The 12015-nt window shown below is 71.9% G+C and carries 10 protein-coding genes and 1 pseudogene; 9 read left to right on the top strand and 2 right to left on the bottom strand.

What is annotated here, in order from left to right:
• Positions 1 to 149 precede the first annotated feature (149 nt).
• Both EDD90_RS02645 and EDD90_RS02640 read left to right on the top strand, forming a co-directional pair.
• Positions 150 to 2588, top strand: coding sequence for an FAD-dependent oxidoreductase (locus EDD90_RS02645; protein ID WP_123971539.1), 2439 nt, complete (start codon positions 150 to 152; stop codon positions 2586 to 2588).
• A 149-nt stretch (positions 2589 to 2737) separates the two neighbouring features.
• Entirely contained in the window at positions 2738 to 3607 is an 870-nt protein-coding gene (locus EDD90_RS02640) for a bifunctional methylenetetrahydrofolate dehydrogenase/methenyltetrahydrofolate cyclohydrolase (protein WP_123971538.1), read from the top strand.
• A 228-nt stretch (positions 3608 to 3835) separates the two neighbouring features.
• Here EDD90_RS02640 and EDD90_RS02635 read toward each other — a convergent pair whose 3' ends face one another.
• Positions 3836 to 4876, bottom strand: coding sequence for an acyl-CoA dehydrogenase family protein (locus tag EDD90_RS02635; protein WP_123971537.1), 1041 nt, complete (start codon positions 4874 to 4876; stop codon positions 3836 to 3838).
• Positions 4877 to 4987: 111 nt separating this feature from the next.
• On the opposite strand from EDD90_RS02635, the gene EDD90_RS02630 reads away from it, so the two are divergent.
• The 5 genes and pseudogenes from EDD90_RS02630 (at position 4988) to EDD90_RS02610 (ending at position 9888) form a co-directional block, all read left to right on the top strand.
• On the top strand, positions 4988 to 5338 hold the full coding sequence (locus EDD90_RS02630; protein ID WP_123980804.1) for a YciI family protein: 351 nt from the start codon (positions 4988 to 4990) through the stop codon (positions 5336 to 5338).
• Positions 5338 to 6531: an RNA polymerase sigma factor gene (locus EDD90_RS02625; RefSeq protein WP_123971536.1), complete on the top strand. Its 1194-nt coding sequence runs from the start codon at positions 5338 to 5340 to the stop codon at positions 6529 to 6531. The genes EDD90_RS02630 and EDD90_RS02625 overlap by 1 nt, the downstream gene beginning before the upstream one ends.
• Positions 6532 to 6645: 114 nt before the next feature.
• The gene (locus EDD90_RS02620; protein WP_123971535.1) at positions 6646 to 7992 is read left to right on the top strand and encodes an aldehyde dehydrogenase family protein; all 1347 of its coding nucleotides are present in this window, start codon (positions 6646 to 6648) and stop codon (positions 7990 to 7992) included.
• Positions 7993 to 8327: 335 nt separating this feature from the next.
• Positions 8328 to 8948, top strand: a pseudogene (locus tag EDD90_RS02615) (chitinase); the annotation flags it as partial.
• 34 nt (positions 8949 to 8982) lie between these two features.
• Positions 8983 to 9888: an aldo/keto reductase gene (locus EDD90_RS02610; protein WP_123971534.1), complete on the top strand. Its 906-nt coding sequence runs from the start codon at positions 8983 to 8985 to the stop codon at positions 9886 to 9888.
• A gap of 9 nt (positions 9889 to 9897) precedes the next feature.
• On the opposite strand, the gene EDD90_RS02605 is transcribed toward EDD90_RS02610, so the two are convergent.
• Positions 9898 to 10356, bottom strand: coding sequence for a pyridoxamine 5'-phosphate oxidase family protein (locus tag EDD90_RS02605; protein ID WP_123971533.1), 459 nt, complete (start codon positions 10354 to 10356; stop codon positions 9898 to 9900).
• A 202-nt stretch (positions 10357 to 10558) separates the two neighbouring features.
• On the opposite strand from EDD90_RS02605, the gene EDD90_RS02600 reads away from it, so the two are divergent.
• Both EDD90_RS02600 and EDD90_RS02595 read left to right on the top strand, forming a co-directional pair.
• The gene (locus tag EDD90_RS02600; protein WP_123971532.1) at positions 10559 to 10939 is read left to right on the top strand and encodes a BlaI/MecI/CopY family transcriptional regulator; all 381 of its coding nucleotides are present in this window, start codon (positions 10559 to 10561) and stop codon (positions 10937 to 10939) included.
• Positions 10939 to 11868 carry a M56 family metallopeptidase gene (locus EDD90_RS02595; RefSeq protein WP_123980802.1) on the top strand — a complete coding sequence of 310 codons (930 nt, stop codon included), beginning with the start codon at positions 10939 to 10941 and terminating at the stop codon, positions 11866 to 11868. The genes EDD90_RS02600 and EDD90_RS02595 overlap by 1 nt, the downstream gene beginning before the upstream one ends.
• The last annotated feature ends 147 nt before the right edge of the window (positions 11869 to 12015 follow it).

Here is a 12015-nt window from a genome sequence, read left to right as displayed (position 1 = left end):
TGCCATTTCCAGGGCCCGTTCGCAGGGCTGTTCTCCGATGTCACCGCCCCCTTGACACCTCTCCTCGGGGACGGGCACATTGAGTTGCGCAACCTGAATCAAGTTGCGTACACAGCAACTGCACCGGTCTCAAGTTCGGAGGTTGGGCGATGGCGGGACCCCGAGTGGTCATCATCGGAGCGGGTGTCGTGGGGGCGGCCCTCGCGGACGAGATCTCCGCACGCGGCTGGACCGAGGTGACCGTGGTCGACCAGGGCCCCCTCCCGGCCACCGGGGGCTCCTCTTCGCACGCCCCGGGCCTGGTCTTCCAGACGAACCCCTCGAAGACCATGACGGAGCTGGCCCGGTACACCGTCGAGAAGTTCTGCTCCCTCGACGTCGACGGCAAGCCCTGCTTCCTCCAGGTCGGCGGCCTCGAAGTGGCCACCAGCCCCGAGCGCCTCGCCGAACTCCACCGCCGCCACGGCTGGATCACCGCCTGGGGCATCGAGGCCCGTCTGCTGACCCCCGACGAGTGCGTCGAGCAGCACCCGCTGGTCAACCGCGACCGGGTCCTCGGCGGCCTCCTGGTCCCCACCGACGGCCTCGCCAAGGCCGTCCTCGCCGTCGAGGCCCAGATCCGCCGGGCCACCGAGCGCGGCGTGCGCTTCCTCGCCCGCCACGAGGTCCTCGACGTCCGGCAGAGCGAGGGCCGCGTCACCGGCGTGCTGACCGACCAGGGCGAGCTCCCCGCCGACATCGTCGTGTGCTGCGCCGGCATCTGGGGCCCGAGGATCGCCCGCATGGTCGGCATGAACCTCCCGCTCACCCCGCTCGGCCACCAACTCGCCTGGACCGGCCCGGTCCCCGCCCTCGCCGGCCAGACCGAGGAGGCCGTCCGCCCGATCCTGCGCCACCAGGACGCCGACCTCTACTACCGCGACCGCTTCGACGGCATCGGCATCGGCTACTACGGCCACCGCCCCATGCCGATCTCCGCCGACGACATCCTCTCCGTCGACGAGGCCGAACAGATGCCCTCCGTCCTCAAGTTCACCGAGGAGGACTTCGAGGACGCCTGGACCGAGACGCAGTCCCTCCTCCCCGCGACCCGCGAGGCGAAGGTCGAGGAGGGCATCAACGGCCTGTTCTCCTTCACCACCGACGGCTACCCGCTGCTCGGCGAGTCCCCGGACGTCAAGGGCTTCTGGGTCGCAGAAGCCGTCTGGGTCACCCACTCCGCGGGCGTCGGCCGCGCGGTCGCCGAATGGCTGGTCGACGGCCACTGCTCTTCCTTCGACCTCCACGAGTGCGACGTCAACCGCTTCGAGCCGCACCAGCTCTCCCCGGAGTACGTCCTGGCCCGCGACTGCCAGAACTTCGTCGAGGTCTACGACATCCTCCACCCGCTCCAGCCGTCCGGGAAGCCGCGTCCGATCCGCACCAGCCCCTTCCACGCCCGCCAGCAGGAACACGGCGCGTTCTTCCTGGAGGCGAACGGCTGGGAGCGCCCGCAGTGGTACGAGGCCAACGCGGGCCTGGTCGAGGGCCGTTCGATCCCCACCCCCAACGACTGGGCCGCCCGCTACTGGTCCCCGATCGTCGGCGCCGAGGCCCAGGCCACCCGCGAGACCGTCGCGATGTACGACATGACTGCCCTCAAACGCCTGGAGGTGAGCGGCCCCGGCGCCGCCGACTTCCTGGAGGGCCTGGTCACCGGCAAGGTCGCCAAGTCCGTCGGCTCGGTGACGTACACGCTGCTCCTCGACCACGACGGCGGCATCCGCAGCGACATCACCGTCGCCCGCCTCGCCCGCGACCTCTTCCAGGTCGGCGCCAACGGCAACCTGGACCTCGACTGGTTCAGCCGTCACCTCCCGGCCGGGGGCACGGTCCAGGTCCGCGACATCACCCCCGGCACCTGCTGCATCGGCCTGTGGGGCCCCCTTGCACGCGAGGTCCTCCAGCCGCTCACCGACGAGGACTTCTCCAACGACGGCCTCAAGTACTTCCGCGCCAAGCGCGCCTACATCGGCTCGGTGCCGGTCACCGCGATGCGGCTGTCGTACGTCGGCGAACTCGGCTGGGAGCTGTACACCACCGCCGACCAGGGCCAGAAGCTCTGGGACACCCTGTGGCAGGCCGCCGAGCCGCTCGGCGGGATCGTCGCCGGCCGGGGCGCCTTCAACAGCCTCCGCCTGGAGAAGGGTTACCGCTCCTTCGGCACCGACATGACCTACGAGCACGACCCCTACGAGGCCGGTGTCGGCTTCGCCGTCAAGCTCGACAAGGGCGACTTCGTCGGCAAGGCGGCACTGGAGCGGCGCAAGGGCGAGGTACGGCGCCGGCTGAGCTGCCTGACCATCGACGACCCGCGGGCCGTCGTCATGGGCAAGGAGCCGGTGTACGACGGAGAGCGGGCCGTCGGCTACGTGACCAGCGCGGCGTACGGCTACACGGTCGGCAAGGGGATCGCTTACGCGTGGCTGCCGGCGGAGTTGGCGGTGCCGGGGACGGCGCTGCAGATCGGCTACTTCGACCAGCGGGTGGAGGCGGTCGTGGCCGAAGAGCCGTTGTTCGACCCGGCGATGACCCGGCTTCGTGGGTGAGTGTTTCGAGGAGAGTGCCGCGATCTGTCGTTGTTCGTCTGCGGCCGTTTCGTGGCCGGTCGCGCCCACGCGGCGGTAGCCGCACATCGATACAGCCCCGCGCCCCTGACGGGGCGCTGTGGTTCAGCTTCTCGGAAGGAGGACCGTCGGTGACCGCACAAGTGCTGGACGGGAAGGCGACCGCCGCCCTCATCCGTCGTGAACTCGCTGAACGTGTCGCCAAGTTGACCGCCGACGGCGGGCGTCCGCCGGGGCTCGGTACCGTGCTCGTCGGCGACGACCCCGGCAGTCACTCCTACGTCGCCGGCAAGCACCGGGACTGTGCGCAGGTCGGTATCGCCTCCCTGCGCCGGGAACTCCCCGCCGATGCCTCGCAACAACAGGTCGAGGACGTCGTCGACGCGCTCAACGCCGACCCGGACTGCACCGGCTACATCGTCCAACTGCCGCTTCCGCGCCACCTGGACGCCAACGCCGTGCTGGAGTGCATGGACCCGGCCAAGGACGCCGACGGACTGCACCCGGTCAACCTGGGGCGGCTCGTCCTCGGCGTCGACGCGCCCCTGCCCTGCACCCCACGCGGCATCGTCGAACTGCTCCGTCGCCATGAGGTGCCGATCGCCGGAGCGCGGGTCTGCGTGATCGGCCGGGGCATCACCGTCGGGCGGCCGATCGGGCTGCTCCTCACCCGCCGCTCCGAGAACGCCACCGTCACCCTCTGCCACACCGGCACCAAGGGCCTGGCCTGGCATGTCCGCGAGGCGGACATCGTCGTCGCGGCCGCCGGCTCGCCCGGACTCATCACCAAGGACATGCTGCGTCCCGGCGCGGCCGTCCTGGACGTCGGCATCACCCGCACCGAGCACGGCCTCGCGGGCGACGTCCACCCGGAGGCCGCTCAAGTCGCGGGCTGGGTGGCGCCCATGCCGGGAGGAGTGGGCCCCATGACCCGGGCGATGCTGCTCGCCAACGTCGTCGAGGCCGCCGAGAGGAACGCGGACCCCGCTCGAACCCGCTGAGCACGCCCCTGGCGGAGAACGGCCCCGAGCCCACGCCGTTCTCCGCCCGCGGAAAGCGGAAGTCTCAGCCCGGGCAGCCCATCCGGCGGCTGATCTCCTGCGCGCCTTCGAACAGCACGGGAGCCGGCTCATGTGGGCGGTCCTCGGCGAAGCGGATCGGAAGACGACCGTGCAGCGGCCGTTGACGAGCACGTGGGAAGCGGTGATTGCGGTCCTGGCCCCGGTGGGTCAGCGGGGTCGCTCGGCGAGTCGCTGCAGATGTGCCGTGCGTGATTCGCCGGTCTGGCCCTGGACCAGGAGGGAAAGGCCCTCCCTGGCGAGGCGTTGGGCGCGGTTGCCCACGGACATGGCGCGGCCGCCTCCGGAGACCACGGCCGCCGTCGTGGTCGTACGCATCAGCGTGAACGCCTCTTCCCGGAGCGCCAGGCGTTCCTCCGTATGCTCATGCGGCACCGGATGATCGGCCAGCGTGTAGGCCCGGTGCCGGATCCCCTCCAGGCGGAGTCGCAGCGGAGCGGCGTACTCCTCCTCCACCAGTTCCAGTGCCGCCGACGTGATGCCGAAGACCGCCGGGTTGGCGTTGCGGGTCTTCGGGCGGTCCGTCGCCGCCCAGTCCCCGAACGGCAGCCGGAGCGCCACCGCCTCCTCCGGCACCCGCAGGCCGTCCAGGCGCAGGGAGACCGTCCGGGAGGCGGTGAGCGCCGCCAGCCGCATCGGCTCCGACACGGCCAGGCCCGGCTGCTTGCGTGCCTCGGTGAAGGCGAACAGCGCCTCGTCGTCCTCGGTCACCCCGGCCAGCAGCATCACGTCGTTCAGGCCCCAGCCGGTGTACCAGGGGACCGTTCCCCGGAAGTGCCAGCCGTCCGCCTGCCGCCTCACCCGCACGGGGAGCCGCGGATACGAGCGCAGATGCGCGTACGCCACCCCGGAAAGCAGCTCACCGCGCGCCAGCGGGCCCAGCAGGCGTTCCCGCACCGGCAGTCCGGTCGCCGTCAGGGTCGTCACCGGCGTGTGGTGCTGCGTCTGCACGAACCAGGTCGAGCAGCACGCCCCGGCCAGGATCTCCGCGGTCTCGCGGACGACGGCCACGGGCGCCGCCGAGCCGCCGTACTCCACGGGCGCGTTCAATCCGAGCAGGCCCGAGTGCTTGATCGCCTCGATGTGGCTCGCCGGCACCCCGTCCTGGTCGACGCGTTCCGCGGCGGGGGAGAGCAGGCCGTCGGCGAGTTCCCGGGCGCGGGTGACGAGCGGATGTGCGGTGACGGTCATGGACAAGATTCTTTCGGTTTCCCCGGGTGAGGTGTCGATCCGGGGGTCTTCCGTTCGTGTAGAAGGCGAAGACACCCCCGATGACGTCCCATGACGACCGAGGAGAACATCATGAAGCACTACCTGCTCAGTGTGGTCCAGCCGGCCGACGGCACCCCGCCCTCGCCCGCCCGGCTCGCCGAGATCATGCGCGACGTCGACGCGTTCAACGACGAGCTGCGCGCCGCCGGCGCCTGGGTGTTCGCGGACGGTCTGCACGGCCCGCAGACGGCCACCGTGCTGCGGCCCAAGGACGGCGACGTGCTGATCACCGACGGGCCCTATGCCGAGGGCAAGGAATACCTGGGCGGGATCTGCCTGATCCGTGCGGAGGACCTGGACGCCGCCCTGGAGTGGGGCCGCAAGTGCGCCCTCGCCACCACCCTCCCCATCGAGGTGCGGCCCTTCATGGGGCAGCACTGATGGCGGACCCCGCCGACGTCGAGGCCGTCTTCCGTACCGAGTACGGGCGCGCGGTCTCGGTCCTGGTCCGCTTCCTCGGCGACATCGACCTCGCCGAGGAAGCGGTCCAGGACGCCTTCACCACGGCACTGGACAGGTGGCCGGAGAGCGGGGTGCCGCCCAGTCCGGCCGGCTGGATCATCACCACCGCCCGCAACCGCGCGCTCGACCGGCTGCGCCGCGAGTCCTCCCGGGACGCCCGGCACGCCGAGGCCGCCCGGCTGCACGCGCCCGTCCCACCGGCCGAGGAGGGCCCCGTGCGCGACGAACGGCTCCGTCTGATCTTCACCTGCTGCCATCCCGCGCTCGCCCTCCAGTCCCGGGTCGCCCTCACCCTGCGCCTGCTGGGCGGGCTCAGCACCGCCCGGATCGCCCGCGCCTTCCTGGTCCCCGAGGCCACCCTCGCGCAGCGCCTGGTGCGCGCCAAGGCCAAGATCCGTGACGCGGGCATCCCGTACCGGGTACCGAAGGACGCCGACCTGCCCGACCGGCTGAGCGGAGTACTGGCCGTCGTCTACCTGATCTTCAACGAGGGGTACGGCGGTGATCCCGCCCTGTGCGCCGAGGCCGTCCGGCTGGGACGGCTGCTGTACGGGCTGATGCCGGACGAGCCCGAGGTCGCCGGGCTGCTCGCGCTGATGCTGCTCGTCGAGGCCCGCCGGCCCGCCCGGGAGCCGGCCGACGGCGATCTGGTGGCGCTGCCCGAGCAGGACCGCGGCCGGTGGGACCGGGAACTGATCGAGGAGGGGCAGGACCTGGTCCGGCGGTGTCTGCGCCGCAACCGCCCCGGCCCGTACCAGATCCAGGCCGCGATCAACGCCGTACACAGCGACGCACCGACCGCCGGGGCCACCGACTGGGGACAGATCCTGCGGCTGTACGACCAGCTCACGGCCGTCGCCCCGAGCCCGGTCGTCGCGCTGAACCGGGCGGTCGCGGTGGCCGAGGTGCAGGGCCCGGGCCCGGCCCTGGAGCTGGTCGACGCGCTCGATCTCGACGGGTACCACGTGCTGCACGCCGTCCGCGCCGATCTGCTGCGCCGCCTCGGCCGGGACGCCGAGGCGGTGGCCGAGTACGACGCGGCCATCGGCCTCGCGGACAGCCTGCCCGAACGGGCACACCTCGCCCGGCGGCGGTCCGAACTCACCGGTTGAGCGGATGTGACCTTCGTCAAGCGACGTGGTTTCGATGCGCCGGAATTTACTTCGGCCCAAGAATGGTTGCAATATGCATCTTACTGTCGAGACCGCAGTCGGGCCGCATGGCCCGTGCGCACCACCAGCGAGGCATCCGTGAACCAGTCCACCCCCGAGCAGCCCGCCGACATCGTGGCCCGGCTGCGCGCCACCTTCCGCACCGGCCGCACCAAGCCCGTCGAGTGGCGCACCGGCCAGCTGCGCCGGCTGCGCGCCATGCTCACGGAACGCGGCGAGGAGCTGGCCGCCGCCCTCCACGCGGACCTGGGCAAGAGTTCCGGCGAGGCCTACCGCACGGAGATCGACTTCACCGTCCGGGAGATCGACCACACCCTGGACCACCTGGAGGAGTGGCTGCGCCCCGAGCCCGCCCCGGTCCCGGCGCACCTGGGCGCGGACGCGACCGCCTGGACGCAGTACGACCCGCTCGGCGTCGCCCTCGTCATCGCGCCGTGGAACTACCCGGCCCAGCTGCTGCTCTGCCCGCTGGCCGGTGCCCTCGCCGCCGGCAATGCGGTGGTCGTCAAGCCCAGCGAGCTGGCCCCGGCGACCTCGGCCGTGCTGGCCCGGCTGCTCCCGGCCTACCTCGACACCGACGTCGTCGCCGTCGTCGAGGGCGGTGTCCCGGAGACCACGGCCCTGCTCGCCGAGCGCTTCGACCACATCTTCTACACCGGCAACGGCGTGGTCGGCCGCATCGTCATGCGCGCCGCCGCAGAGCACCTCACCCCGGTCGCCCTCGAACTCGGCGGCAAGTCCCCGGCGTTCGTCGACCGCGACACCGACCTCGCGGTGGTTGCGGACCGGCTGGCGCGCGGCAAGTTCCTCAACGCCGGGCAGACCTGCGTGGCCCCCGACTACGTCCTGACCGACCCCGAGACGGCCGCCGCCCTGGAACCCGCCCTGGCCAAGGCGATCGAGGCGCTGTACGGAGCCGAGCCGAAGGAGTCCGGTGAGTACGGGCGGATCGTCAACGAGCGGCACTTCGACCGGCTCAGCGGACTGCTCGGCTCGGGCCGGGTGGCCGTCGGCGGCGACACCGACCGTGCGGCCAAGTACATCGCGCCCACCGTGCTCGCCGACGTCGACCCCGAGTCCCCGGTGATGCGGGAGGAGATCTTCGGCCCGATCCTGCCCGTCGTCACCGTCGCGGACCTGGACGACGCGATCGGGTTCATCAACGACCGCGACAAGCCGCTCGCCCTCTACGTCTTCAGCGAGTCCGCGGACACCCGGGAGCGGATCGCCGCCGAGACCTCCTCCGGCGGCCTGGGCCACGGCCTCCCGGTCGCCCATCTCACCGTCTCCGACCTGCCGTTCGGCGGGGTGGGGGAGAGCGGCATGGGCAGCTACCACGGCCGCTACTCCATCGAGACGTTCAGCCACCGCAAGGCGGTCCTGGCGAAGCCGCTGAGCTGATCTGCCGACACCCGCCGGGCCCGGCCGCGTTGTGACGCGACCGGGCCCGACGGGTGTCCGGAGCGGGTCCGACTTCTCTGTTTCCGACCGCAATTGAGAGAGTCCCGGATCGGGGGCCGGCACCCGAATGACTGGTCTACACCCTTGACTGGTACAGACCAAAGCAGTTGAGTGTGCCTCGCACCCCCCACCGCGGCCGCTCCCCCTTCCAGGGGTGCGGCCGTGCTCCGCAAAGGAGTTGATCCGTGTTGAGGCGCCGTATCGCCGCACTCCTGACCTCGCTCGCCATAGGCAGCTCCGTCCTGGTGCTCCAGGCGGCCCCCACGGCCTCCGCCGCCGGCTTCGTCGTCAGCGAGGCGCAGTTCAACCAGATGTTCCCGAACCGGAACTCCTTCTACGGCTACAGCGGTCTCACCGCCGCGCTCAGCGCCTACCCGGGCTTCGCCAACGCCGGCAGCGACACCGTCAAGAAGCAGGAGGCCGCCGCCTTCCTCGCCAACGTCAGCCACGAGACCGGCGGGCTGGTCCACATCGTCGAGCAGAACACCGCCAACTACCCGCACTACTGCGACTGGAGCCAGTGGTACGGCTGTCCCGCCGGACAGTCCGCCTACTACGGGCGCGGCCCCATCCAGCTCAGCTGGAACTTCAACTACAAGGCCGCCGGGGACGCGCTCGGCATCGGCCTGCTCGACAACCCCTGGCAGGTGCAGAATAACTCCGCCGTCGCCTGGAAGACCGGCCTGTGGTACTGACACACCCAGACCGGCCCCGGCACCATGACCGGCCACAACGCCATGGTCAACCAGGCCGGCTTCGGCCAGACCATCCGCAGCATCAACGGCTCCCTGGAGTGCGACGGCAAGAACCCCGCGCAGGTGCAGAGCCGGGTCAGCGCCTACCAGAGGTTCACCCAGATCCTCGGCGTTCCGACCGGCAACAACCTCTATTGCTGACCCCTGCGTCGAGGTCGTGTGCCAGACTCCGCCGATGACCTCCGAAACGATCACCGCGGACGCCTCCGGCACCTGGAAACTCGGCGACCTGCCCGTCCACCGCCTCGGCTTCGGCGCGATGCGGCTGACGGGCAGCGCCGCCTTCCACCACGGCACCCCGAGCAACCGCGACCGCTCGATCGCCGTGCTGCGCAAGGCCGTTGAGCTCGGCGTGAACCACATCGACACGGCGGCCTTCTACTTCTCGGCCCTGCGCTCCGCCAACGAACTCATCAACACCGCGCTGTCCCCGTACTCCGACGACCTCGTGATCGTCACCAAGGTCGGCCCGTACCGGGACTACTCGGGGGAGTGGGGCACTCCCGCCCGGCCGGACCAGCTGCGCGGGCACGTCGAGGAGAACCTGCGCCAGCTCGGCCGCGACCACCTCGACGTCGTCAACCTCCGTCGGATGCGGCAGGACTCGATCGCCGAGCACTTCGGCGCTCTCGCCGAGCTGCGCGAGGCGGGCCTGATCCGGCACCTCGGCGTCTCCGACGTCGAACCGCGCCACCTCGACGAGGCGCTGGCCATCGCCCCCGTGGTGTGCGTGCAGAACCGCTGGGGACTCGACGCGACGAACCCGGTGACCGACGAAGTCGTCCGCATCTGTGGCGAACGCGGCATCGCCTTCGTGCCGTTCTTCGCCGTCGCGGGCGACGCCGGAGCGCACGGTGCCACCGACGACCACGACGACGAGGTCCTTGCCGTAGCCCGGGCGCACGACGCCTCCCCCGCCCAGATCCGCCTCGCCTGGACCCTGCACCAGGGCGCGCATGTCCTCGCCATCCCCGGTACCGGCAACCCCGACCATCTGACCGAGAATGTGGCGGCGGGCGCCGTCCGGCTCACCGACGAGGAGCTGACCCGGCTCGACGCCCTGCACACCGAGGCGGGCTGACCGCCTGGATCACACCACCCACGCCCCGTCCCGCATCAGGTGCCGGCCGCGCAGTTCGTGCTCCCCGTGCCAGGCCTGCACCGCATACGGCCGGATCCGGAAGAAGGCGTACGACGGGCTGTCCCCGCGCGGGTCCCAGCCCGTCTTCGCCCGCAGCGCCCCGGCCGCCGCCTCCGGCACGTCGGCCGGGGCGAAGACGGCCACCTCCCCGTCGAGCAGGACGACGTCGAGGGTGTCCCCGAGCGCGAGCCGGGCACGGCCGCCGTCCCGCAGATTGCGGCCGGTCGGACTGGTGATCCGGGTCGACAGCCACACCGCCTCCGTGTGCCAGACGAACCAGAGCGGCACGAGACACGGCAGCCCGGCGTCGTCGGCCGTGGCCACCCAGATGTCGGTCTCCCGCTCCAGCCGGGACAGCACGTCGTCCTTGCGCCGTTCGGCGGAACGGGGCGGGTCCGTGATCTTCATGGCCGCGAAACTACCGGCCGGGTCCGTCCCGCACCTCGGGCCCGCGCCCTAGGTCTCCAGTACCGGTCAGGGTGGGACATCTCATCCGCCGGCGACGGCGGCCCCTTCCATAATGGGCTGACGGGCGGTGGCCGCCACCCGGTTGACTACACTGCCGTAGACGGTCTGCCGGACTCGACGAAGAAGGGGTGAGGAACCTTCCATGGCCGACGCGAAGGACGAACGCAGGCCCGCCGGCGAACTCGAGGCGAGCGTGATGGCGGCGCTGTGGGCCGCCGGCGCGCCCCAGACCCCCGGACAGGTGCAGCGCAGCCTCGGCACGGACCTGGCCCGTACGACCGTGACGACGATCCTCACCCGTCTGCACGACAAGGGCGTGGTCCACCGGCACCGGCAGGGGCGCGGCTTCGCCTACGTCCCCGTCCAGGACGCACAGGGCCTGACCGCGAAGCGGATGCACAGCGAACTCGACCGGGACAGCGACCGGGAGACCGCGCTGGCCCGCTTCGTCGCCCAGCTCGGCCCCGACGACGAGCGCATCCTGCGCGAGCTGCTCGAAGCCGACGAGCAACCCGGTGGATGATGACCGCGCTGCTGATCCTGCCGCTCCTCGTGCCGTTCGCCCTGCCGGCGCTGGCCCGGCGGGCCCTCGACCGGCTGACGCCCGCGGTCGCGCTCTGGACGGTCACCGGCTCGGCCGTCGCCCTCGCGGGGTGCACCCTGGCCGCGCTCGGCGCGTTCGTCCTCACCGGGCTGCTCCAGCTGCCCTTCTTCGCCGCGCTGGGCGAGCTGATCCGGCCGCTGCACACCGCCTCCGACCGCTTCGTGCTGCCGCTGGCGGTCGTGTCGGTCGGCGGCCTCGCCGTGTGCGCCTGGACCTTCACGCGGTCGGCGCTGCGGCAGATCCGTGCGTTCCGTGCGGCCCGCACAGCGGCCGGGCGGGGGCCCGCCGCGGGTGACCTGTGCGTGGTCGACTCGCCGGGTGCGGACGCGTACGCGCTGCCCGGACGGCCGCACCGGATCGTGGTCACCACGGGGATGCTGCGCAGCCTGGACGGGGCCGAGCGGGAGGCGCTGTTCGCCCACGAACGGGCCCACAACGCCGGCGGTCACCATTACTTCCTCGCGGCGGCCGAGCTCGCCGCCCACTGCCATCCGGCGCTGGGGCGGGTGCGGGACGTCATCCGGCTGGCCGTGGAGCGGGTCGCCGACGAAGCCGCGGCGAGCGCGGTGGGGGACCGGCGGCTGACGGCCCGCGCGATCGCCCGGGCCGCGCTTGCGGGGCGGGGCGGGGGCGTCGAGCGGCCGGCGTTCGTGCCGGGGGCCGTGTCCGGGCCGGTGCCGCGGCGGGTCGAGGCGCTGCTGGCCGTGCCGGCGGCGGGGCGGCGGGCCGGGGCATGGGTCGCGGTGCTGCTTGCGGCCTGCGCCGCGGTGTCGTGTGTCGCTTCGGCGACCGGGGTGATCGACTTTCACCATCGGGTGGAGGTCGCGCAGGGGGAAGCGGAGCGATAGGGCGGGCGCCGTTCGAGGGTGCCGGTTTGCGGGGGCTGGTCGCGCAGTTCCTCCCCCAGCCTTCGGCTGGGGGTACCCCCAGCGCCCCTGACGGGGCGCTCCAGCCGTCGCTCGTTGAAGAGTCCCCTTGGGAAAAGTTGAACTGGC

Origin of the sequence: Streptomyces sp. Ag109_O5-1, from assembly GCF_003814875.1 — a bacterium.
Lineage (GTDB): Bacteria > Actinomycetota > Actinomycetes > Streptomycetales > Streptomycetaceae > Streptomyces > Streptomyces sasae.
The sequence above is the reverse complement of the archived record's forward strand: the minus strand, read 5'-3'. Positions and strand labels throughout refer to the sequence as shown.